At 63.1% G+C, this 21,942-nt stretch carries 18 protein-coding genes and 2 pseudogenes; 15 read left to right on the top strand and 5 right to left on the bottom strand.

The annotated features are described in order from the left end of the window. The first annotated feature begins 27 nt into the window (after window positions 1-27). From tolB to ftsH, 5 genes are all read left to right on the top strand, one after another. Window positions 28-1,332, top strand: coding sequence for a Tol-Pal system beta propeller repeat protein TolB (gene tolB / locus NKI88_RS29120; RefSeq protein ID WP_352658858.1), 1,305 nt, complete (start codon window positions 28-30; stop codon window positions 1,330-1,332). Window positions 1,333-1,580: 248 nt separating this feature from the next. Continuing rightward, window positions 1,581-2,087, top strand: a complete 507-nt coding sequence (gene pal / locus NKI88_RS29125; protein ID WP_023684182.1) for a peptidoglycan-associated lipoprotein Pal — start codon at window positions 1,581-1,583, stop codon at window positions 2,085-2,087. 213 nt (window positions 2,088-2,300) lie between these two features. After that, complete coding sequence (gene ybgF / locus NKI88_RS29130; RefSeq protein ID WP_023737859.1) at window positions 2,301-3,383, top strand: tol-pal system protein YbgF; 1,083 nt, start codon at window positions 2,301-2,303, stop codon at window positions 3,381-3,383. A gap of 51 nt (window positions 3,384-3,434) precedes the next feature. Beyond that, complete coding sequence (gene tilS / locus NKI88_RS29135; protein WP_352658860.1) at window positions 3,435-4,841, top strand: tRNA lysidine(34) synthetase TilS; 1,407 nt, start codon at window positions 3,435-3,437, stop codon at window positions 4,839-4,841. 103 nt (window positions 4,842-4,944) lie between these two features. Then, entirely contained in the window at window positions 4,945-6,870 is a 1,926-nt protein-coding gene (gene ftsH, locus NKI88_RS29140) for an ATP-dependent zinc metalloprotease FtsH (RefSeq protein ID WP_023684183.1), read from the top strand. Between the two features lie 66 nt (window positions 6,871-6,936). On the opposite strand, the gene NKI88_RS29145 is transcribed toward ftsH, so the two are convergent. Next, on the bottom strand, window positions 6,937-7,275 hold the full coding sequence (locus NKI88_RS29145; RefSeq protein ID WP_023716079.1) for a winged helix-turn-helix transcriptional regulator: 339 nt from the start codon (window positions 7,273-7,275) through the stop codon (window positions 6,937-6,939). Between the two features lie 213 nt (window positions 7,276-7,488). Here NKI88_RS29145 and NKI88_RS29150 point away from each other — a divergent pair, with 213 nt between their 5' ends. Genes NKI88_RS29150 through NKI88_RS29160 form a run of 3 tightly spaced genes read left to right on the top strand, consistent with a single transcriptional unit; the run spans window position 7,489 to window position 9,140 of the window. Further along, on the top strand, window positions 7,489-8,253 hold the full coding sequence (locus NKI88_RS29150; protein WP_352658862.1) for an SDR family oxidoreductase: 765 nt from the start codon (window positions 7,489-7,491) through the stop codon (window positions 8,251-8,253). A 28-nt stretch (window positions 8,254-8,281) separates the two neighbouring features. Then, window positions 8,282-8,983, top strand: a complete 702-nt coding sequence (locus NKI88_RS29155; RefSeq protein ID WP_352658864.1) for an NAD(P)-dependent oxidoreductase — start codon at window positions 8,282-8,284, stop codon at window positions 8,981-8,983. Then, window positions 8,973-9,140 carry a hypothetical protein gene (locus tag NKI88_RS29160; RefSeq protein ID WP_352658866.1) on the top strand — a complete coding sequence of 56 codons (168 nt, stop codon included), beginning with the start codon at window positions 8,973-8,975 and terminating at the stop codon, window positions 9,138-9,140. The genes NKI88_RS29155 and NKI88_RS29160 overlap by 11 nt, the downstream gene beginning before the upstream one ends. Before the next feature lie 74 nt (window positions 9,141-9,214). On the opposite strand, the gene NKI88_RS29165 is transcribed toward NKI88_RS29160, so the two are convergent. Then, the gene (locus tag NKI88_RS29165; protein WP_023747281.1) at window positions 9,215-9,667 is read right to left on the bottom strand and encodes a hypothetical protein; all 453 of its coding nucleotides are present in this window, start codon (window positions 9,665-9,667) and stop codon (window positions 9,215-9,217) included. A 241-nt stretch (window positions 9,668-9,908) separates the two neighbouring features. Continuing rightward, window positions 9,909-10,628 (bottom strand): hypothetical protein, encoded by a 720-nt coding sequence (locus NKI88_RS29170; RefSeq protein ID WP_502909505.1) that lies wholly within the window; start codon window positions 10,626-10,628, stop codon window positions 9,909-9,911. A gap of 633 nt (window positions 10,629-11,261) precedes the next feature. On the opposite strand from NKI88_RS29170, the gene glmM reads away from it, so the two are divergent. The 5 genes from glmM to serA all read left to right on the top strand — a co-directional run bounded on the left by glmM (window position 11,262) and on the right by serA (window position 17,718). Continuing rightward, entirely contained in the window at window positions 11,262-12,614 is a 1,353-nt protein-coding gene (glmM, locus tag NKI88_RS29175; RefSeq protein WP_352658870.1) for a phosphoglucosamine mutase, read from the top strand. 251 nt (window positions 12,615-12,865) lie between these two features. Next, window positions 12,866-13,681 (top strand): outer membrane protein, encoded by an 816-nt coding sequence (locus NKI88_RS29180; protein ID WP_023684191.1) that lies wholly within the window; start codon window positions 12,866-12,868, stop codon window positions 13,679-13,681. Window positions 13,682-13,910: 229 nt separating this feature from the next. Further along, window positions 13,911-14,681, top strand: coding sequence for an outer membrane protein (locus NKI88_RS29185; RefSeq protein ID WP_023684192.1), 771 nt, complete (start codon window positions 13,911-13,913; stop codon window positions 14,679-14,681). Between the two features lie 201 nt (window positions 14,682-14,882). Further along, a complete protein-coding gene (locus NKI88_RS29190) occupies window positions 14,883-16,058 on the top strand; it encodes a phosphoserine transaminase (protein WP_023742248.1) in 1,176 nt (391 codons plus the stop codon). A gap of 58 nt (window positions 16,059-16,116) precedes the next feature. Beyond that, on the top strand, window positions 16,117-17,718 hold the full coding sequence (serA, locus tag NKI88_RS29195) for a phosphoglycerate dehydrogenase (RefSeq protein WP_023699182.1): 1,602 nt from the start codon (window positions 16,117-16,119) through the stop codon (window positions 17,716-17,718). Window positions 17,719-17,782: 64 nt separating this feature from the next. Here serA and NKI88_RS29200 read toward each other — a convergent pair. Next, window positions 17,783-18,240: pseudogene (locus tag NKI88_RS29200) on the bottom strand (DUF2231 domain-containing protein). Between the two features lie 105 nt (window positions 18,241-18,345). Beyond that, window positions 18,346-19,251, bottom strand: coding sequence for a DMT family transporter (locus tag NKI88_RS29205; RefSeq protein WP_352658872.1), 906 nt, complete (start codon window positions 19,249-19,251; stop codon window positions 18,346-18,348). A 209-nt stretch (window positions 19,252-19,460) separates the two neighbouring features. Between NKI88_RS29205 and NKI88_RS29210 the strand changes: the two genes are divergently transcribed. Continuing rightward, window positions 19,461-20,759, top strand: a complete 1,299-nt coding sequence (locus NKI88_RS29210) for an adenylosuccinate synthase (protein WP_352658874.1) — start codon at window positions 19,461-19,463, stop codon at window positions 20,757-20,759. 76 nt (window positions 20,760-20,835) lie between these two features. Then, window positions 20,836-21,942: pseudogene (locus NKI88_RS29215) on the top strand (hypothetical protein); the annotation flags it as partial.

The following is a 21,942-nucleotide window of genomic DNA, read 5'->3' on the forward strand; positions in this document are numbered from 1 at the left end:
AAAATCAGTTACGAGAAGCGAGAAGACATGAAATCCATCCTCAAGCCGCTCCTGACGATTGCAGCCATGGCGCTGGGCATGACTGCCGTTGCCACCTTGCCGGCGCGAGCACTCGTCGAGATCAACGTCAACAAGGGCAATGTCGAACCGTTGCCGATCGCAATCACCGATTTTCAAGGTGAGCTTGGCGCCCAGATTTCCGATATCGTCAGCGCCGACCTGAAACGCTCAGGCCTGTTCGCACCGATAGACAAGAACGCCTTCATCGAGAAGATCGCCAATCCGGATGCGCAGCCGCGCTTCGACGACTGGAAGGTGATCAATGCGCAGGCGCTGGTTACCGGCAGTGTCGCAAAGGAGGCGGACGGCCGCATCCGCGCCCAGTACAGACTGTGGGATACTTTTGCCGGCCAACAGATGTCGGGCGAACAGTTCTTCGCCAATGATGCCAATCAGCGCCGCGTCGCCCACATCATCGCCGATGCGATCTACGAGAGGCTCACCGGCGAGAAAGGCTATTTCGACACCCGCGTCGTCTTTATCGACGAATCCGGCGCCAAGAATGCGCGCAAGAAGCGGCTCGCCATCATGGACCAGGACGGCGCCAATGTGCGCTATCTCTCGGACGGCCGCTCGATCGTGCTGACACCGCGTTTCTCGCCGAACCGGCAGGAAATCACTTACATGTCGTACGAAAGCGGCCAGCCGCGGGTCTATCTGCTGCAGATCGAGACCGGACAGCGCGAACTGGTCGGCAACTTTCCCGGCATGACCTTTGCGCCGCGCTTCTCGCCCGACGGCCAGAAGGTGATCATGAGCCTGCTGCGCGATGACGGCAATTCCAACATCTTCGCCATGGATCTGCGAAGCCGCTCGACCACCCGGCTGACCAACTCGACCGCCATCGACACCTCGCCCTCTTATTCGCCCGACGGCAGCAAGGTGGTATTCACTTCCGATCGTGGCGGCCGTGCGCAGATTTATGTGATGGGCGCCGACGGCTCGGGCCAGACCCGCATTTCGTTCGGCGACGGCGGCTATTCGACGCCGGTGTGGTCGCCGCGCGGCGACCTCGTCGCCTTCACCAAGCAGACCGGCGGCGAATTCCAGATCGGCGTCATGAAGACCGACGGTTCGAGCGAGCGCATCCTCTCCTCGGGCTTCCAGCAGGAGGGACCGACCTGGGCGCCCAACGGCCGCGTGCTGATGTTCTTCCGCGACTCCGCCGGCGGCCCAAAACTGGTTTCCGTCGATCTCACCGGCCGCAACGAACAGTCGATCCCGACCGCGAATTTCGCGTCGGATCCCGCCTGGTCGCCGCTGCTGGAGTAGGTTCGGCCGAATTGCCACACCTGCTAAAAAGGGGCCCGTTTGGCCCCTTTTCCATTCATTAGTCGCGTTTCGGCCGCATTTCCGCCTAGGGTCGCGCCAACTGTGACCGTGGATTTGAAGGTCGTGGACGGACGATCGAAACCAAACATTAACCGTATTTCTTGAATGCCGGTTAACCCAAACGTGGTTACTGGGTGATCAACGAAATCACTCGAAATACGATCACTCGAATACGAAGGAGAGGCGGCATGGGCCGTATCGCAGCACTTACCAGAAACCCGGCGATGATCGCCCTGATCGCGATGCTCGCCATCACCGGTTGCGCCTCGAAGAAAACCCCGAACAACGCTGCCGATCTCGGCCTCAATGGCGCGGGTGCCGCAACGCCGGGCTCGGCGCAGGACTTCACCGTCAACATTGGCGACCGCATCTTCTTCGACACGGACTCGACCGCAATCCGCGCGGATGCGCAGACGACGCTGTCGCGCCAGGCGCAGTGGCTCAACCAGTACAAGCAGTACGCCATTGTCGTCGAAGGCCATGCCGACGAACGTGGCACACGTGAATACAATCTGGCTCTCGGCGCCCGCCGCGCCGCCGCCACTCGCGACTTCCTGGTCGCCAGGGGCGTCTCGGCGAGCCGATTGAAGACGATTTCCTACGGCAAGGAACGTCCGGTCGCGGTCTGCGACGACATCTCCTGCTGGTCGCAGAATCGCCGCGCGGTCACCACGCTCTCCGGCGCCGGCTCCTGATAGGCAAGACGGCGGCGCCTTAGTCGCATAATTGCAACACCTCCATGCGAAAGGCGGCCTTGTGGCCGCCTTTTTCACTTTCGGCCCCGGAAACAAACCCGGAAACAAAATTTGGCCGAAGTCTCGCCTCCTGCTAAGAGCCGAGGGCGTCGTGCCGGTCCCACTTTGATCGGAGGGCGCGAACAGGCTCACGATTTTCACGGCGAGAGGCACATGCATTTCAGATCGGTCTTGAGCGGCACGCTTGCGCTGCTGCTCGTATCAGGCTTCGCGGCTTCTGCGAGCGGCACCGGACAACCCGCGGATAGCGGCTTTTCCTTCCATCTGCCGACGCTCGGCATTTTCGGCAAGAAGGAGAAGCCGGAGCAGCAACAGATCGCGCAGCAGCAGGACGGCACCGCCGCCGCGGGGCTGGAAGATCAGCTCCGGCAGATGAACGGCAAGCTCGAGGAACTCAACTTCCAGATCCTGCAGATGCAGGAGCAGATGCGCAAGCAGCAGGAAGACAACGAGTTCCGCTTCCAGCAGTTGGAAGGCGGCTCCAGCGGGCAGCCGCCGGCCCAGAAGAAATCGGAGGCCGCGCCGCAGGACGGTGGCGCGGGCACCGGCGTCGCCGAGGCCCCGGCAGACCAGGCGCCGGCCGATGCCGGCGCGCAGCCGGATGGCGGCCAGAGCGTCGGCGAGGTCATCGTCGAATCGCAGACGGGCGATCCCGGCAAGGTGATCAACGGCACGCCGCCCAAGACCTTCGGCACCATTACCGTCGACAAGAACGGCAATGTAATCGACGCCGGCGGTAACACGCAGGCAGCGGCGCCGGCGGAAGGTGCGGCTCCCGCCGCCGAGGCGCCGGCTACCGGGGCTAAGACCGGCAAGTCCGACGGCACGGTGGTGGCGGCGCTGCCTGCCACCAACAACCCGGAAGAGATCTACCGCAACTCCTACCAGTTCATCCTGTCGGGCGACTACAGCACCGCCGAGCAGGGTTTTCGCGACCACATCGCCCGGTTCCCGAAGGACGCCAAGGCGGCGGACGCGCATTACTGGCTTGGCGAATCGCTGCTTGGTCAGCAGAAGTATCATGACGCTGCCGAGGTTTTCCTCTCCGCCAGCAAGGACTATCCGAAGGCCAAGAAGGCGCCTGACATGCTCCTGAAGCTTGGCGTGTCGCTGGTCGGCCTCAAGCAGAAGGATGTCGCCTGCGCCACCTTCGGCGAGATAGGCAAGCGCTATCCCGATATTTCGGCCGCGCTCAAGGAACGCGTCAAGCAGGAGAGGGCGCTGGCGGCGTGCTAGTCTTTGCCGTGTTGTCCCAGAACCGGGACCACTTTTGCGCGACATGCATTGATGCTCGATACCGAGCCTGACCTTTCGAATTTTTCGCAGATCGACTTTACCAACGGCGCGCTTGCGGCCGTGTCCGGCGGCAGCGACTCGACCGCCCTCCTTCTTCTCCTCAAGGCTCACCTCGGCCGCAGCGCCCCGACAGCCCGGCTGCTGGCGGTGACGATCGACCACGGCCTGCGTCCGGAAGCAGCAGCCGAAGCGCGCAGCGTGGCAAAGCTTTGTGCCGAGCGCGGCATCGCGCACCGGACGCTCAACTGGTCCGGCACCAAGCCGCCGGCCGGCCTGCCCGCGGCGGCGCGCGAGGCGCGCTACCGGTTGCTGGCCGAGGCAGCGCAGGCGCAAGGCATTGGTGTGATCGTGACCGGCCACACCGCCGACGACCAGGCCGAGACCGTCCTGATGCGAGCCGCGCGGAATGATGGGCGAGAGCTTGCTGGCCGAGGTCTGGCCGGCATGGCGCCTGCCACTCTCTATGACTGGCGGACCTGGATCGCGCGGCCGCTGCTCGGCGCTCGGCGCGCGGCGTTGCGCGCCTTCCTGCAGCGCGAACATGTCGGCTGGGTCGAGGATCCGACCAACATCGACACGAATTTCGAACGCGCGCGCATCCGCGCCGTGCTCGGCGAAGACCGGAGCGGGCAGCGTTTTGCCGAAGCGATCGGCCTGGCCAGGCGGGCCGCCGGCGAGCGCGAACAACTCGGTCGCCGCGCCGCCGCCCTGATCGGTGAATTTGCCAGCCGGCCGGCGAGGGGTCTCATCCGTCTCGATCCCGGTCTTGCCAAAGCTGACGACACGCGAGCCGCGGTCTATGCGCTGCGTGTCCTGCTGGCGGCGACGGGCGGCACCGCCTTGTTGCCGGACCAGGCGCGCGGCGAAGCGCTGTTCGAGCAAATGCGGGCCGGACCGCTTTGCGCCACATTGTCGCGGACGGTGGTCGATATCAGGCGAAACGGCATCTTCCTGCGCCGTGAATCGCGCGACCTGCCGCGTTCCGCGCCGGCAGCTGGCACTCTGCTCTGGGACGGTCGCCGGCGGATCACGCCAGACATCGAAGCCGGGGCGATCACATTGGGCGACAGTCCGGGTGCATGGTTGATCGCGCCGCTTGGCGCCGCTGCCGCCGCCAAAACGCCGATTGCCGGGGATGGCGCGCCGCCAAGCCTTGTGCGCGCCGCCCTGGCTGCGGAACCGGCGCTGTGGCGCGGCGGCGAATGCCGTGGTTTTGCAGAGGATGTAGCGTGGGCGCCGGCAGCCGCCGTCAGCCCCGCCGTTGCCCCCTTTGCCCGTTTCCTGCCGTGCTTCGATCTGGTGTTGGCGCAGGCCGTCGCCGAGTTGATCGGCGCACCGCCTGTCCCGGCTTGCCCTTTGGCCGCCACAGTGCCGGTTGATCATGGCGCGAAAGCTTAACCCAGACGTGCTGTTATGCTTGGCAAGGGGGGGCGCTCTCCCTATGTTAGGCGCAAGTTTCCTCTCATGACGCGTGTCCCAGCGGGCACCAACGGGACAATTGATGAATCCGAATTATCGCAATCTCGCGCTCTGGGCGATCATAGCGGTCCTGCTCATTGCTCTCTTCAATCTGTTCCAGACGCCACAGACGCGTGGGGCCTCCACCGACGTTCCCTACTCGCAGTTCCTGCAGGAGGTCGCGGCGGGCCGGGTCAAGACGGTGGTCATCACTGGACCCCGCATCACGGGCACCTATAGCGACAACGCCAACGGCTTCCAGACGTATTCGCCTGGCGATCCGCAGCTGGTCTCGCGGCTGCAGGACAAGAACGTCACCATCAATGCGCGCGCTGAGAACGACGGCTCGGGCGGGTTGATCAGCATGCTCCTCTCGTGGCTGCCGATGATCCTGATCCTTGGCGTATGGATATTCTTCATGCGCCAGATGCAGTCCGGCTCTGGCCGCGCCATGGGTTTCGGCAAGTCGAAGGCCAAGCTTCTCACTGAGGCGCATGGCCGCGTCACCTTCCAGGATGTCGCCGGCGTCGACGAGGCCAAGGAAGATCTGGAGGAGATCGTCGAGTTCCTGCGCGATCCGCAGAAGTTCCAGCGCCTCGGCGGCAAGATCCCGCGCGGCGTGCTTCTGGTCGGACCTCCCGGCACCGGCAAGACGCTGCTCGCCCGCTCCGTCGCCGGCGAAGCGAATGTGCCGTTCTTCACCATTTCGGGTTCCGACTTCGTCGAGATGTTCGTCGGCGTCGGCGCAAGCCGTGTCCGCGACATGTTCGACCAGGCCAAGAAGAATGCTCCCTGCATCATCTTCATCGACGAAATCGACGCTGTCGGCCGCCATCGCGGCGCCGGCCTCGGCGGTGGCAATGACGAGCGCGAACAGACGCTGAACCAGCTGCTGGTCGAGATGGACGGCTTCGAGTCCAACGAGAGCATCATCCTGATCGCCGCCACCAACCGGCCCGACGTGCTCGACCCGGCGCTGCTGCGTCCGGGCCGTTTCGACCGCCAGGTGGTGGTGCCGAACCCCGACATCGTCGGTCGTGAGAAGATCCTCAAGGTGCATGTGCGCAACGTGCCGCTGGCGCCGAATGTCGACCTCAAGGTGATCGCACGCGGCACGCCGGGCTTCTCGGGCGCCGACCTGATGAACCTGGTCAATGAATCCGCTCTGATGGCGGCGCGCCGCAACAAGCGCCTTGTCACCATGGCCGAGTTCGAGGACGCCAAGGACAAGATCATGATGGGCGCCGAGCGCCGCTCGTCGGCCATGACCCAGGCCGAAAAGGAGCTCACGGCCTATCACGAGGCCGGCCATGCCATCCTGGCGCTCAACGTGCCGTCGGCCGATCCGCTGCACAAGGCGACCATCATCCCGCGCGGCCGCGCGCTCGGCATGGTCATGCAACTGCCGGAAGGCGACCGCTATTCGATGAGCTACAAATACATGATCTCACGGCTCGCCATCATGATGGGTGGCCGCGTCGCCGAGGAGTTCAAGTTCGGCAAGGAGAACATCACCTCGGGCGCCTCCTCGGACATCGAGCAGGCGACCAAGCTGGCGCGCGCCATGGTCACGCGCTGGGGCTTCTCCGACAAGCTCGGCCATGTCGCCTATGGCGACAACCAGGAAGAGGTTTTCCTCGGCCATTCGGTGGCGCGCACGCAGAACGTCTCGGAAGAGACCGCGCAGATCATCGACGCCGAAGTGCGCCGGCTGATCGACGAGGCCTATGTCACGGCCAAGTCCATCCTGACCAAGAAGAAGAAGGAATGGATCGCCCTGGCGCAGGGCCTGCTCGAGTACGAGACGCTTTCGGGCGAAGAGATCAAGCAGCTGATCGCCGGGCAGAAGCCCGCGCGAGATTTGGGGGATGACACCCCCACAAGCCGCGGCTCGGCTGTGCCGAAGTCCGGCCGCCGCAAGAAGGGTCCCGAGCCCGAAGGCGGCATGGAGCCTCAGCCGTCGAGCTGAGCTGACATCACTTGATGCAAGAAAACGCCGCGGCTCAATCCGCGGCGTTTTGCTATTCAGGGTCTCTCAAAGAGCATGCGGGGCGGATGCATTTGCTTTGCCGGGGCGCACACCGTCAGTCCGGCCAGCATGTTGCTTGCCCCATCTGGCCAGCGGGATCAGGGCATTGTCCAGCTCGATGCCGAATTCGGTAATCGAGTATTCGACCCTCGGCGGCACCTCGGGAAAGACTTCGCGATGGACGATTCCGTCGGCCTCCATTTCGCGCAGCTGTTGGATCAGCATCTTTTCGCTGATGTCAGGCACCAGCCGCTTCAGCTCACCGAATCGTGCCGGCGCTTTGTGAATCTGCCAGAGCAGTAACGCCTTCCATTTACCGCTGATGACCTCCAGCGCCGGCCCCATCCGCAACTATCTGGCTGTTTCTTTCCCATGTTTCATCCAATTCTGAGCAATCGGTGGGTAGCTTACATTTTTGTCGGTACTTGAGAAAGACCAAGCCGGTCCATAGCTTCAAACCAGCTCGCCGGCATCGGCGAACACCACAACATCATATCGGTACCTCGCTTCGACCTGCAAAGGCCGTCGGCGGCCTGATTTTGTCAAAAGGGATGGATCATGACACGATACGCAAACAAGAAGGCCGTTGTCATCGGCGGGACGCACGGCATGGGGCTCGCCGTTGCCGAAGCCCTGATCGAAAGCGGCGCCGAGGTCCTGGTCACCGGCCGCGACCAGCGCAACATCGAGGCCGCGCGAGCCAAGCTGTTTTCGCGAGCTCATGTCGTGCGGTCCGATATCTCAGACATGGCCGATATCGTCACGCTCGGTGCCGAAGTGGGGCAGAAGCTTGGCCAGATCGACTTTCTTCACGTCAATGCCGGGGTGGCCAATCTCGAACCCGTGGAGCGGGTCACCGAGGACAGTTACGATCGCACCTTCGACATCAACACCAAAGGCGCTTTCTTCACCGCGCAGCGCCTGCTGCCCCTCATCAGGGATGGTGGCGCCATAGTCTTCACCTCGTCGATCGCCGACGAATCCGGCACCGGCGGCATGAGCGTCTATTCCGGATCGAAGGCGGCACTGCGCGCCTTCGCCAAGGTCCTGGCCGCCGAGCTTCTGCCGCGCCGCATCCGCGTGAATGTGGTCAGCCCTGGTTTCATCGATACGCCGACGATGGGTGTGGCCGACGCGTCGGCCGAGGAGCGGGCCGCCTTCATGGCGATCGGCGACGCGGTCACGCCGATGAAGCGCCACGGCACGATGGAGGAGGTGGCGCGCGCAGTGCTGTTCCTGGCGTTCGACGCGACCTTCACCACGGGCGCGCGGCTGACCGTGGACGGTGGCCTTGGCCAGGACCTGAGCCCGACACCGGCGTAACCGCGCAACCAAACCAAGGAGAAGCAGCATGAGCGACATAATAGTGATCGGTCTCGGCGCCATGGGCACGGCGCTTGCCGAAGCCTTTCTGAACCAGGGACATGCGGTGACGGTGTGGAACCGTTCTCCGGCAACGGCTGAGGCTTTGGCAGGCAAGGGCGCCATTGTGGCCAAGAGTGTCGAGGAAGCCGTCAGATCGAGTCCACTGATCGTGGCGTGCCTGCTTGTCTATGACACCGCTCGTGAGGTGCTCGGCCCAAGCCGAGACGCGCTGTCGGGCCGCACATTGGTCAATCTCACCAACGGCACGCCCGAGCAGGCGCGGGCGATGTCGGGCTGGGCGGTGAGCCAGGGCGCGAGCTATATCGACGGCGGCATCATGGCGGTGCCGCCGATGATCGGCGGGCCGCACGCCTTGATTCTCTACAGCGGTTCGCGCCAGGCGTTCGATGCCTGTTCGGGGCAGCTCGGAGCGCTCGGCACCAGCAAATTCCTCGGTGAGGATGCTGGCCTCGTGCCGCTCTATGATATCTCGCTTCTGACCGGCATGTACGGCATGTTCGCGGGCGTTCTGCAGGCGTTGGCATTGACCGGCGCAGCAGGAATCCCGGCCGGCGAGTTCATGCCGCTGCTGGCCTCCTGGCTTCAGTCGATGCAAGGCCTGCTGCCGAAGTGGGCGGAACAGATCGATCACCAGCAATGTCGTTTCCAACCTGGGCATGCAGGCTGATGCCTACGTCAATCTCATCGATGCCAGCAGGTCGGCTGATGTCAGCACCGAACTCGTCCTGCCGATGCAAAGCCTCATGAAGCGCGGGGTGGCTGCCGGCCAGGCCAATGCCGATCTTACAAGCCTGGTCGCACTGCTCTCGAAACAAGGCGCTTGACGGGGCAAGACCCAAGAGAAGGCCCGCCAACCTTGCGGTTGGGGGGCCTTCGATCTTCAAACGCTGCTGGTCGATCAGCTCTTCAGCTTGGCGTTGCAGAGGCTGTAATAGCCGCCGCCCTTCTGGATCCAGCGAAGGCCGTTCAACGTACCCGCGTCCTTGTTGCCGTGGTAGCCCTGCAGGCAGGTCTTCATCCGCGCCTTCGAGGGCTTCTCGGTCTTGAATTCGGCGGCGAGGCTGGTCGGGAATGTCACGCCCGTCGGCGCTACAGCGGGGGCGACCGCCGCGCTGGTTTCCTTCTGCGGCTGCGGCTCGGTTTTGACCGCATCCGCATTGGCACTCTCCGCAGCTGACGTCGCACACTTCTCTGTGCGGAAAGCGGTCCAATCCATGCCGTTCAGAGTGCCGCCTTCCTTGGCTGTGCGATAGGCCTCGCCGCATTCCTTCATCGTCAGTGCGCTTGCAGGGGCGACGCTCCAAGCAATCCATGCCGTCACAGCCAATGCCGCCAATTTCAATCTGGACATAAGACCCTCCTGGTTGACAAAAGTTCGATGTCCTTTTGTATACCATTTGTTCTGCATATGTTCAATTGGAATCTTTGCGAACCAACCATAAGTCTGCGGTGGGCAGTGTGGGCGAATAGATGATGCCGACAGCTTCCGCGATATGTAAACGCGAGCAACGCCAGGTGTCTTCGAGCGCAACAAAAAAAGCCCGCGCATGCTGCGATGCGCGGGCCTTTGTCTGGAGAATATGGCTACGCGATCAGCTCTTCAGCTTGGCGTTGCAGAGACTGTAGAAGCCGCCGCCCTTCTGGATCCAGCGCAGGCCATTGAGCGTGTTGGCGTCCTTGTTGGCATAATACACCTCGAGGCAGGTATGCATGCGGCCCTTGGCCGGCGTCTCGCCGGCGTATTTCTTTGAGATCGCGGCCGGGAACTTGACACCTTTGGGAGCGCTGACCGAGGGCTTCTCGGGCTCGCTGGTATAGGTCGCCTCGCTAGGAGCGGGCACGGTGTCGTCGTCATCTGCGCCTGCGCCGCATTCGGCCTTGCGGAAGTCGTTCCACTTCTTGCCGCCCAGCGTATTGGCAGACTTGGCAGCCTGGTACTTGGCGCTGCAATCGGCCATGCTCAGGCCCTTGCCGCTGCTGTCGGCAGTTGCCTTGGTGGTTGCCTTGGCGGGTGCTGCCGCGGCCGAGGCCCCGGCGGCGCATTCGGTCTTGCGGAAGTCGTTCCACTTCACGCCGTTCAGTGTGCCGGCGGCCTTTGCCGCCTGGTACTTGGTGCTGCATTCCTTGGCTGTCAGGCCCTTGGCGCCATCGTCGGTTGTGGCTGCGGCCTTGGTCGTGGCCTTGGCGGGTTCTGCCGCGGCGGATGCGCCGGCGGCGCATTCGGTCTTGCGGAAGTCGTTCCACTTTGCCCCATTGAGCGTACCGGCGGCCTTGGCAGCCTGGTATTTAGCGCTGCATTCCTTGGCCGTCAGACTCTTGGCGCCGTCATCAGCAGCGGCGGCGGCCTTGGTCGTGTCCGTCTTGGCCGCAGCGGCCTTCTTGGCCGCCGGCTTTGCGGTCTCGGTGGTGGCCGCCGCGTCGGTGCCGCACTCGGCCTTCCGATACTGATTCCAGGTCTGCCCGTTCAGCGTGCCGGCGTCCTTGGCGGCATTATACTTGGTACTACACTGGGCCATGGTCAGCGCGCTGGCGGGCGCCGCCATGAACAAGGTTGCGACGGCAAGACCCGTCAAAGTTGCAAGTCGGTGGATGAGCATGCGTTTCTCCCGTTGATGCGCCCATAGGTTGTACCTGTGTAAATCAATAGCTCTCAACGCTAGGCTGCGCCAGATGCTAAACGGCGTTCTCCCGATAAGGTGATGGATCCATTGCGATCTGCCCCCTCCAACAGTCCGGCTTACCGGCCCAATCTGCGCGGTGTGGCCCAGTGTGAATGCTATATTGCGGCAACACCGTGTCATGGTACGTTGCCCAACGGCTCCGAACAGCCTGCTACAATGATTTTCTAAGAATTGGTAATATACAATCACACAATGTGATAGTCGGGCTCGGACCAATTGTGGCATTACGAGCCGGCTGAAAAACCGACGGGGATTCTGGCAAGCATGGCAGTACGTTATTTTGGCACCGACGGCATTCGCGGGCGCGCCAACAAGTTTCCGATGACGGCTGAGATCGCGATGCGGGTCGGCATGGCCGCCGGCCTCTCGTTCCAGCGCGGCAGCCATCGCCACCGCGTCGTGCTCGGCAAGGATACCAGGCTGTCCGGCTACATGATCGAAAACGCCATGGTGTCCGGCCTGTGCGCGGCCGGCATGGATGTGTTCCTGCTCGGCCCGATCCCGACACCGGCGGTCGCCATGCTGGTACGCTCGCTGCGTGCCGATATCGGCGTCATGATCTCGGCCTCGCACAATCCCTATTACGACAACGGCATCAAGCTGTTCGGTCCCGACGGGTACAAGCTCTCCGACGAGATCGAGGAGCGCATCGAGAGCATGCTCGACAAGGATATCGAACTGGCGCTCGCCGATTCCGACGGACTTGGCCGCGCCAAGCGCGTCGACGGCGTGCATGACCGCTACATCGAATTCGCCAAGCGCACGCTGCCGCGCTCAATGTCGCTGTCGGGTCTCAGGATCGTCGTCGATTGCGCCAACGGCGCGGCCTACAAGGTGGCGCCAGCAGCACTTTGGGAACTGGGCGCCGAGGTCATTGCCATCAATGTCGATCCGAACGGTTTTAACATCAACAAGGAATGCGGCTCGACCCATCCGGCCGGCCTGCAGAAGAAGGTGCATGAAGTGCGCGCCGATATCGGCATCGCACTCGACGGCGATGCCGACCGTGTCGTCATCGTCGACGAGAACGGCACCATCGTCGACGGTGACCAGATCATGGCGCTGATCGCCGAGTCCTGGCACCAGAGCGGGCGACTGGCCGGCGGCGGCGTCGTCTCGACGGTGATGTCCAATCTCGGCCTCGAACGCTTCCTTGGCGACATGAAGCTGCAGCTGCATCGCACCAAGGTCGGCGACCGCTATGTCGTGGAACATATGCGCGCGCACGGGTTGAATGTCGGCGGCGAGCAGTCGGGCCACATTGTGCTGTCCGATTTCTCGACCACTGGCGACGGGCTGGTCTCGGCTCTGCAGGTGCTGGCCTGCATCAAGCGGCAGAACCGGCCGGTCAGCGAATTGTCGAAGAAATTCGAGCCGGTGCCGCAGCTGTTGAAGAATGTCCGCATCGCCGGCGGCAAGCCGCTTGAGGAAGCCACGGTCAAGGCGGTGATCGAAGACGCGCGCAACCGTCTCGGCAAGGCCGGCCGCCTGGTCATACGGCCCTCCGGCACCGAGCCGCTGATCCGCGTCATGGCCGAGGGCGACGACCCACAGCTGGTCGAGGCCGTGGTCAACGACATCGTCGACATTATTTCGGAAACGCGCAGCGCCGCCTGATTGCGCTGCGTCCAACGGCAGGGGCGAACTGCCGGCTCAAGACTTCAAGCCCGCCTGCAGGCGGGCTTTTTGTTTCGGCCAGGGTTGGTCCCAGCGTTATGCCGGCGGAGACTGTTTGCTAAAATGTCGAGAATTCGTGGTTAATCGACAGGGTTAAACGCCTTTTAACTTTTCCAATTCATTATCCACAACTGAGGTCAATCACATTCGGGCAAGTTGGACTTTCCCGACGGTTCTCAGGGGTGACAAACATGTTCAATACAGCAAAAAAGGCCCTCCTTGCCGCGCTGTTCGCAGGTGTGGCCGGGCCAGTATTCGCCGCCGATCTGGCGGAGCCGCCGGTGGTCGAAGAGGCGCCGGCGCCGATCGCCTACGAGCAGCCGGCCGATTTCGGCGGCTGGTACATCCGCGGCGACATCGACTATCATAAATCGGATTTGCGCGGCATCGACTATATCACCTACGGGCCGCCTCCCGGCAGCAATGTTTTCGATTCCGGCGAGCTTAAGGGCGGCTTCTCACTCGGCGCCGGCATTGGCTACAAGATCAACGATCATTTCCGTACCGACCTGACAGCCGACTATTGGTTCGCTTCGGACTTCAACGGATCAACCAACGATGGCGTTACGACCTCGGTCGAAGTGTCGAAAATGAGCGCATTGCTGCTCTTGGCCAACGCCTATTACGATATCGGCACCTGGCACGGCATCACGCCTTATGTTGGCGCTGGCATCGGCGGCGCGCACGTCAAATGGGATACCGTCCACGACCCGAACACAACCGAGACCAACCCCGGGTCGAAGAATTGGCGCTTTGCCTACGCGCTCATGGCCGGCGCGTCCTATTGCCTTACCGACAGGGTGATCCTGGATGCCGGCTATCGCTACTCTCACATTGAGGGGGGCCGCATGTTCGACTTCGACGTGAGCAGTTCCGGGCCCGGCTTCGACCATGGCATCAACACACATGAGGTACGAGGCGGTCTGCGCTATCAGTTCGGCGGCAATAATGGTTGCACATCGCCGGAGCCCTACGTTCCAGAGCCGGAGCCGATCTACACCAAGTAGTCGCTTCGAAATCCAGGAATTCGCGAACCGCCCGGTCTTGCCGGGCGGTTTTCGTTTGCCGATGCTTGCGCGTTTTCAACCGGCCGCGTGTGCCGAAGAAACCCAATTGAAATCAATTCGGTACGCCGCGTTATCCTTAACCCTGACTTAACCACTATGGTTAACAATGCTTGGTGAAACGGCGCTTGCGATCAAAATGACGGGCGCCAATTTCAGGAGCCGGGGACCCATGAATTTCAAATCGCTGACAGCGCCGGCGCTCGCCGCACTCGTCCTTGTGCCGCTGACGCCGGCGCAGGCCGCGGACTACGATCCGCCGATCTATGTCGATCAGGCGCCGGACTATCAACCGGTCGAGGTCGGCTCGGGCTGGTATCTGCGCGGCGACGTCTCTTATCTGGCGCAGAAGAGCTACGAGGATCAGGATTTCACCTTCGCCCCCGCGAGCTTCAGCGAGAAGCAGGATCCGGCCTTTGCCAGCATCGGCTTCGGCTACCACTTCAACGACTATCTGCGCGGCGACGTCAATCTTGGCTATCTGCCCGGCAACAAGATCGGCGTCGGCTTTGACGATTCGGCGACGCCGCCGCCGGGTGGTGCGACCATCGCGTCGGCATCGCTGCAGAATTATTCCCTATCGGGCATGGTCAATGGCTATGTCGATCTCGGCACTTATGTCGGGATCACGCCCTACCTCGGCGCCGGCATTGGGCTGGTCCGGAGCAAATACAAGCTGTCGGCGAGTTACTTCACCGACAATGTCGACCCTACGGATGATTTCGTCCGGAACGACAACAAGACCCAGTATTCCCTCGCCTACACGCTGGATGCGGGCCTGGCCTATCAGGTGACCAAGAATGTTTCTGTAGATCTCGGCTACCAGTACTTCTCCGCGCCGGATGCCGAATATGTCACGGCCGAGAGCCTGACCTCCTATCCGATCCGCAAGGGCATCAGCAATCATCAGGTCAAGCTCGGCCTGCGCTACGACCTCTGGTAGGAAGCTTGCTGTTCGGAAGCCCAACGGCGGATCTCTTCGATCCGCTGTTTGCGTTTTAGCCCACGACATGCTGATCCCGTATCGCCGGTATCCCGCCAGCGACAAAAACTTTCCTCTTGACGCCTGAGGGCTGAACGCATATCGCCGTCCGTGGGCCACCCCTCCCCAACGAGGGGCCACTATCTGGAAGGATAGACCACGATGACGACGCATACGAAGCCCGGACTCCGTCCGGCAAACCCCAATTTCTCCTCAGGTCCCTGCGCAAAACGCCCCGGCTGGTCGGTCGAGGCACTGAAGAATGCTGCGCTCGGCCGTTCCCACCGCGCCAAGATCGGCAAGACCAAGCTCGAACAGGCGATCGAGCTGACGCGCGAGATTCTCCAGGTTCCGGCCGATTACCGCATCGGCATCGTGCCGGCGTCGGACACGGGTGCTGTCGAGATGGCGCTGTGGTCGCTGCTCGGTGAACGCGGTGTCGACATGGTGGCATGGGAAAGCTTTGGCTCCGGCTGGGTGACCGATGTGGTCAAGCAGCTGAAGCTAGTCGATATCAGAAAGATCGAGACAGGCTATGGCGAGCTGCCGGATCTCACCAAGATCGATTTCGACCGCGATGCGGTCTTCACCTGGAACGGCACGACCTCAGGCGTGCGCGTGCCGAATGGCGATTTCATTCCAGCCGACCGCAAAGGCCTGACCATCTGCGACGCGACCTCGGCCGCATTCGCGCAGAGGCTCGATTTCCAAAAGCTCGATGTCGTCACCTTCTCCTGGCAGAAAGTGCTGGGCGGCGAGGGCGCACACGGCATGCTGATCCTGTCGCCTCGCGCCGTCGAGCGACTGGAAACCTACAAGCCGGCGTGGCCGCTGCCGAAAATCTTCCGCCTGACCTCGGGCGGCAAGCTGATCGAAGGCGTCTTCAAGGGCGAGACCATCAACACGCCGTCGATGCTGTGCGTCGAGGACTATCTCGATGCGCTTCATTGGGCGAAGTCGATCGGCGGTCTCGATGCGTTGATTGCCAGAGCCGATGCCAATGCCGCCGTGCTCGATGGCTTTGTCGACAAATCGTCCTGGCTCGGCCATCTCGCGGTCGATGCGGCGACACGGTCCAACACGTCCGTATGTCTGTCCTTCACCGACGCCGATGTCGCGGCGCTCGACGCCGACGGGCAGGCGGCTTTCGCCAAGGCGATCGTCTCTGTGCTCGACAAGGAAGGCGTCGCGTACGACATCGGCTCCTATCGCGATGCACCTTCCGGCCTGCGCATCTGGTGCGGTGCCACCGTCGAGACATCCGATCTCGAGGCGCTGCTGCCTTGGCTCGACTGGGCCTTCGCCACGCAGAAGGCTTCGCTGAAGGCCGCAGCCTGAGATTTCGTGGTGGCCTGCGGGCCGCCCTTTCCCGACAATCCAGTTCAAGGAGGCCGCCATGGCGCCCCGCGTTCTCGTCTCTGACAAACTCTCCACCACCGCCGTCCAGATATTCAAGGACCGCGGTATCGAGGTCGACTATTTGCCTGATCTCGGCAAGGACAAGGAAAAGCTGCTCGAAGTCATCGGCCAGTATGATGGCCTTGCCATCCGCTCGGCGACCAAGGTCACGGAAAAACTGATCAACGCCGCGACAAGACTCAAGGTCGTCGGCCGCGCCGGCATCGGTGTCGACAATGTCGACATCCCCGCGGCGAGCCGCAAGGGCATCATCGTGATGAACACGCCTTTCGGCAATTCGATCACCACGGCCGAACATGCGGTGGCGATGATCTTTGCACTCGCACGGCAGATCCCGGAGGCCAATGCCTCGACCCATGCCGGCAAATGGGAAAAGAACCGCTTCATGGGCGTCGAGATCACCGGCAAGACGCTGGGCGTTATCGGCTGCGGCAATATCGGCTCGATCGTCGCCACGCGGGGCGTCGGCCTGAAGATGCATGTCGTTGCCTTCGACCCGTTCCTGTCGGACAAGCGCGCCGAGGAACTCGGCGTCGACAAGGTCGAGCTGGACGAGCTGTTCGCCCGCGCCGATTTCATCACGCTGCACACGCCGCTGACCGACAAGACGCGCAACATCATCGACGCGGCGGCGATCGCCAAGATGAAGAACGGCGTGCGCATCATCAATTGCGCGCGTGGCGGGCTCATCGTCGAAGCCGACCTGGTCGCGGCGCTGAAGAGCGGCAAGGTGGCGGGCGCCGGCGTCGATGTGTTCGAGGTCGAACCGGCGGAGAACAACGCGCTGTTCGGCATGGAGAATGTGGTGGCAACGCCGCATCTGGGCGCCTCGACAGCGGAAGCGCAGGAAAATGTCGCGCTCCAGGTGGCCGAGCAGATGGCCGACTATCTGATCAAGGGCGCGGTTTCGAATGCCATCAACATGCCCTCGATCACGGCCGAGGAAGCACCGCGGCTAAAGCCGTTCGTCAAGCTCGCCGAAGTGCTCGGCGCCTTTGTCGGCCAGGTCACCGAGGACCCGATCAACGAGGTCGAGATCCTGTTCGATGGCTCGACCGCGACGATGAACACGCGTGCCCTGATCAGTGCCGCGCTTGCCGGACTGATCCGGCCGCAGGTCGCCGACGTCAATATGGTGTCGGCGCCGATCATGGTGAAGGAGCGCGGCATCATCGTCGCCGAGGTCAAGCGCGACAAGTCGGGCGTGTTCGACGGCTACATCAAGCTGACGGTGAAGACCGAGCACATGACGCGCTCGATCGCCGGCACCTGCTTCTCCGACGGCAAGCCGCGCTTCATCCAGATCAAGGGCATCAATCTCGACGCCGAGGTCGGCCAGCACATGCTCTACACAACCAATGCCGATGCGCCCGGCATTATCGGCCTACTCGGCACGGTGTGCGGCGAGAACGGCGTCAACATCGCCAACTTCCAGCTCGGCCGCAACCGGCCGGGCGGCGACGCGATCGCGCTGCTTTATCTCGATGCGCCGTTCCCGGAGAAAGTGCTGGAACAGGTCAAGGCGCACAAGTCGATCGACTCGGCCAAGCGGCTGCAGTTCGACGTCAACGCGATGTAGTTGACGGCGTGGCGGGTGCGGCGGTCCTCCCCCCATCATTGGGGCGGCCGTCGCAGAGGCCGGTTCAGGTCAATTCGTCTGAGCCGTCGGAGACGCCCACGCGATGCCGATAGACCAGTTCCCAGCCCTTCCACCCTGTAAACAGCAGGATCAGAACCACGATCAGCGACAAGATAAAGCCGGTCGGGATCACAGCCGCCGCTCCACCGACATAACGAGTACCAGTTATAAAGCTCGATCAGCACAACGAGCACGTTGCCGCCGGCATGGAGCCATGCCGTCGTGAGATTGCGGATCCGAACATCGCCGAGGACATCCGTCAGTAAGAGCTGCCAAGGCGCCCATGATCAGGCCGGCGCCGAGAAGCCAAAGCGATCCGGTGACCCACCCGGGATTGGCTGTTTGCCAGAAAATCAGATCGCAAACGAACGTGCCGACAAAGAAGGCGATCGGAAACGGAATCAGCATTGGATGAATGGGGTGACCGGCAATGCTTGCCGTGCTGCGAGGGTTATGGCTCATCTTGTTGCCTCCCACGCAAGCAAACTCCGCCAGAGGTAAAATGTTCCAGGTCGGCGCGCGGCAGCAGTTATCGCGACGGCGGCGCAGCGCGGCAGCGGCCAAATGTTATCCGCGGCGGTTCGGTGCCGCCATCTTGCGCCCGCTGTATTCGGCGAGCGAAATGCCGCCCAGCACCAGGACGAGCGCCAGCGCCTGGTAGAGCTGGAATGTCTCGCCGACGATCAGCACTGACAGCAGCGTGCCGAAGATCGGCACCAGATTGATGAACAGCCCGGCACGGTTGGCGCCGATCAGTTCGTTGCCCCTGATGTAAGTGATCTGCGAAATGACCGAAGCGCCGATCGCGGTATAGACGATGACCACCCAGCCGCTGATGTCGGGGACGATAACCTTGCCGGCGGCGACCTCCCACAGGAAGAACGGCAGCGAGGTGATGAGGGCAGCGATCGCCAGGGACAACATCAGGCTCTGCCAGCGCATCACCGGCTTCAGCCGCAGCCCGACCGAATAACCGCTGTAGAGGACGACCGCGACCAGCATGATGGCGTCGCCGAAATTGAGTTCCAATGTGAGCAGCCGGCGCGGATCGCCGTGGCAGGCAGTCAAGATGACGCCGCAGATGGTCAGCACCACGCCCGCAATTTGCGCCCAGCTCACGCGCAGGCGGAAGAAGAGGAAATTGGCAATGATGATCAAGACCGGCATCGCCGCTTGTTCGATCGAGACATTGATCGCCGTCGTGTGGTTGAGCGCGGTGTAGAAAATGGCGTTGAACAGAGTGAAGCCGCTGGCGCCAAGTGCAGCCAGGACGACCCAGTGTTTGCGCACCACCGGCCAGTCCTCCCTGATCGTGCGCCAGCCGATCGGCAGCAGCATCGCGACGGCCAGCACCCAGCGCAGCAAGACCAGCGTCATCGGCGAGACGTGATCGACCGCCAGCTTGCCGGCGACGGAATTGCCGCCCCACAACAAGGTGGTCAGCAGCAGGAACAGGTAGGCGCGTCGATGCATTGCGGGATTCCGGCCGCTTGGGGAGTTGTGTTTGCCGGCCTATTGCCCCCGCCGACGCAAGTAAATGATGTCAAAGCCGAAAATTGTTGTGCCTCAGGGCATTTTCGGCGGCAAAGAAAGGTCGCGCTTGCGAGGTCTTGACGCTATAGAGGCCTGTCGTTTCGAACCATATCCAGGCCGCCAGGGCGGCATCTCAAGGGAAAAGAAACATGGCCAATGTGGTGGTCGTCGGCTCGCAATGGGGCGACGAAGGCAAGGGCAAGATCGTCGACTGGTTGTCGGAGCGCGCCGACGTGGTCGTGCGCTTCCAGGGCGGCCACAATGCCGGCCATACGCTGGTCGTCGACGGCAAGGTCTACAAACTGTCGCTGCTGCCGTCGGGCGTGGTGCGGCAAGGCAAGCTGTCGATCATCGGCAATGGCGTCGTCTTCGACCCGCACGCCTTCGTCGCGGAAGTGGCAAAACTCAAGGCGCAAGGCGTCGAGGTCACGCCGGACCGCCTGAAAATAGCCGAAAACACGGCGCTTATCCTGTCGCTGCACCGGGAGCTGGACGGATTCCGCGAGGACGCCGCCTCCAATTCCGGGACGAAAATTGGCACGACGCGTCGTGGCATCGGCCCCGCCTATGAGGACAAGGTGGGCCGGCGCGCGGTTCGGGTGATGGATCTGGCGGATTTGGAAACGCTGCCCCTCAAGGTCGACAGGCTGCTGACGCATCACAATGCGCTGCGTCGCGGGCTTAGCCATGGCGAAGTCACGCATGAGGCGATCATGACCGAATTAACCTCGGTCGCCGATGAGATCCTGCCCTATATGGACCGCGTCTGGAAAATCCTCGACGACAAGCGCCGCGCCGGCGAACGCATCCTGTTCGAGGGCGCGCAAGGCACGCTGCTCGACATCGACCACGGCACCTATCCGTTCGTCACCTCGTCCAACACCGTTGCCGGCCAGGCAGCCGCCGGCTCGGGGGTGGGCCCCGGCGCCATCGGCTATGTCCTGGGCATCACCAAGGCCTATACGACGCGTGTCGGCGAAGGCCCGTTCCCGACCGAGCAGAAGAACGAGATCGGCGAATTTCTCGGTACGCGTGGCCACGAATTCGGCGTCGTCACCGGGCGCAAGCGCCGTTGCGGCTGGTTCGACGCCGTGCTGGTGCGCCAGGCCGTCGCCGTCAACGGTATCAAGGGCATCGCGTTGACCAAACTCGACGTGCTCGACGGGCTGGATGAGATCAAGGTCTGCACCGGCTACCGTCTCGACGGCGAAACGATCGACTATCTGCCGGCCAGCCAGGGCGCGCAGGCGCGTGTCGAGCCGGTCTACGAGACGCTCGAAGGCTGGAAAGGCACCACCGCCGGCGCGCGCAGCTGGAATGACCTTCCGGCGCAGGCCGTCAAATATGTCCGTTACATCGAGGAGCTGATCGGCGCACCCGTCGCGCTCCTTTCCACCAGCCCGGAACGGGACGACACGATACTTGTGACCGATCCGTTTCAAGACTAGTTTTCTGAAGCCTTTCCGGGCATCGCGGCCGATTTGCGGGGGCCGGCGCGGAAACAAAATACAGGTCGACTGAAGCATGGCAGATTTCGTTGCTATTCTGAAAAAGGCGCTCGACAAGCACGGCGACGAAACGCCCGAAAAGCGTACGCGGATCTATGAAAGCGTTCGTACCATGCTGGCGAAGAAGCTTGCGGAGTATTCGCCGCCGCTCGCCGCCGAAGCCATAAGCACGCAGAAGCGATCCCTGGAAGATGCCATATCGAGCGTCGAGCGCGACTATGCCAGGGCACTGCCGGCATCCGACCCACTGGCGGAGCTGGAGCACATCTTCTCCTCCATCGACCGCAACAAGAACCAGTCCAGTCATGTAAAGCCTTCCGCCACGCCTGCGCCGGCCTGGCAGCCGGCGAAACCGGTGCAGCCGGCGCCGACCACCAGGACAGAGCCGAGCTGGCAGAGGCCCGCGCCGACACCGCCCGCAGGGCGTGCAGAAACTATCGACAAGCAAGCCGCGGAGCTGGACGCTGACGACGATAGCGCCGATGTCTTTGCCAATGACGAGCAGCCGGCGGCGGACACGTTCCAGCGCCTGCGCCCCGCCGAGCGCAGGCGCAGCTATGGCGGGTTGATCGCGGCTGTCGTCGCGCTTCTGGTGGTCGCCGGCGGCGGCTATGGCATCTGGCTGAACAAGGATGCCTTTGGCTCGATGCTGGGCCTCGGCGGCGACACCAAGACGGTCTCGACCGAACCGCTGGTAAAGCCGGCGCCGGCCAAGCCCGCGGCCGATGCACCCGCACCGGCTGCTGCCGGCGAGGGAACGAAGTTCACCCAGCGCCTGTCGCCCGAAGGCGGTGAGACCGATCCCGGTCCCGCGGCCGGTCAAAGCGGCATCGGCGAGGGCGAGTCCGTCGCCGCGCTGACCACACCGCCACCCCCGGCTCCAGCGCCACCTGCGGCTCCAGCGCCTGCGACCCCGCCGGCCGGCGCCGCCGCAGCCCCGGGCGCGCCCCCCACGCCGGCGCCCGACGCTTCCGCCACGCCACCGGCAACGCCGCCCGCCGATGGCGTCGCTCCGCCGGCCAACGGGGCAGCACCGGCTGATGCCGCCGCCACGCCGCCCGCGGCCGGCACGCCGCCCGCTGCGCCGGCGGCCGCCGCACCCGCGCCGAACCGTGGGGGCGGG

Source organism: Mesorhizobium sp. M0317 (genome assembly GCF_040321555.1).
In the GTDB taxonomy this organism is placed as follows: domain Bacteria; phylum Pseudomonadota; class Alphaproteobacteria; order Rhizobiales; family Rhizobiaceae; genus Mesorhizobium.

What these genes read in the sequence shown, in the direction of transcription:
- tolB (WP_352658858.1), top strand. Translation starts at nt 28, where the DNA reads ATGAAATCCATCCTCAAGCCGCTCCTGACGATTGCAGCCATGGCGCTG.
- pal (WP_023684182.1), top strand. Translation starts at nt 1,581, where the DNA reads ATGGGCCGTATCGCAGCACTTACCAGAAACCCGGCGATGATCGCCCTG.
- ybgF (WP_023737859.1), top strand. Translation starts at nt 2,301, where the DNA reads ATGCATTTCAGATCGGTCTTGAGCGGCACGCTTGCGCTGCTGCTCGTA.
- tilS (WP_352658860.1), top strand. Translation starts at nt 3,435, where the DNA reads ATGCTCGATACCGAGCCTGACCTTTCGAATTTTTCGCAGATCGACTTT.
- ftsH (WP_023684183.1), top strand. Translation starts at nt 4,945, where the DNA reads ATGAATCCGAATTATCGCAATCTCGCGCTCTGGGCGATCATAGCGGTC.
- NKI88_RS29145 (WP_023716079.1), bottom strand. Translation starts at nt 7,275, where the DNA reads ATGGGGCCGGCGCTGGAGGTCATCAGCGGTAAATGGAAGGCGTTACTG.
- NKI88_RS29150 (WP_352658862.1), top strand. Translation starts at nt 7,489, where the DNA reads ATGACACGATACGCAAACAAGAAGGCCGTTGTCATCGGCGGGACGCAC.
- NKI88_RS29155 (WP_352658864.1), top strand. Translation starts at nt 8,282, where the DNA reads ATGAGCGACATAATAGTGATCGGTCTCGGCGCCATGGGCACGGCGCTT.
- NKI88_RS29160 (WP_352658866.1), top strand. Translation starts at nt 8,973, where the DNA reads ATGCAGGCTGATGCCTACGTCAATCTCATCGATGCCAGCAGGTCGGCT.
- NKI88_RS29165 (WP_023747281.1), bottom strand. Translation starts at nt 9,667, where the DNA reads ATGTCCAGATTGAAATTGGCGGCATTGGCTGTGACGGCATGGATTGCT.
- glmM (WP_352658870.1), top strand. Translation starts at nt 11,262, where the DNA reads ATGGCAGTACGTTATTTTGGCACCGACGGCATTCGCGGGCGCGCCAAC.
- NKI88_RS29180 (WP_023684191.1), top strand. Translation starts at nt 12,866, where the DNA reads ATGTTCAATACAGCAAAAAAGGCCCTCCTTGCCGCGCTGTTCGCAGGT.
- NKI88_RS29185 (WP_023684192.1), top strand. Translation starts at nt 13,911, where the DNA reads ATGAATTTCAAATCGCTGACAGCGCCGGCGCTCGCCGCACTCGTCCTT.
- NKI88_RS29190 (WP_023742248.1), top strand. Translation starts at nt 14,883, where the DNA reads ATGACGACGCATACGAAGCCCGGACTCCGTCCGGCAAACCCCAATTTC.
- serA (WP_023699182.1), top strand. Translation starts at nt 16,117, where the DNA reads ATGGCGCCCCGCGTTCTCGTCTCTGACAAACTCTCCACCACCGCCGTC.
- NKI88_RS29205 (WP_352658872.1), bottom strand. Translation starts at nt 19,251, where the DNA reads ATGCATCGACGCGCCTACCTGTTCCTGCTGCTGACCACCTTGTTGTGG.
- NKI88_RS29210 (WP_352658874.1), top strand. Translation starts at nt 19,461, where the DNA reads ATGGCCAATGTGGTGGTCGTCGGCTCGCAATGGGGCGACGAAGGCAAG.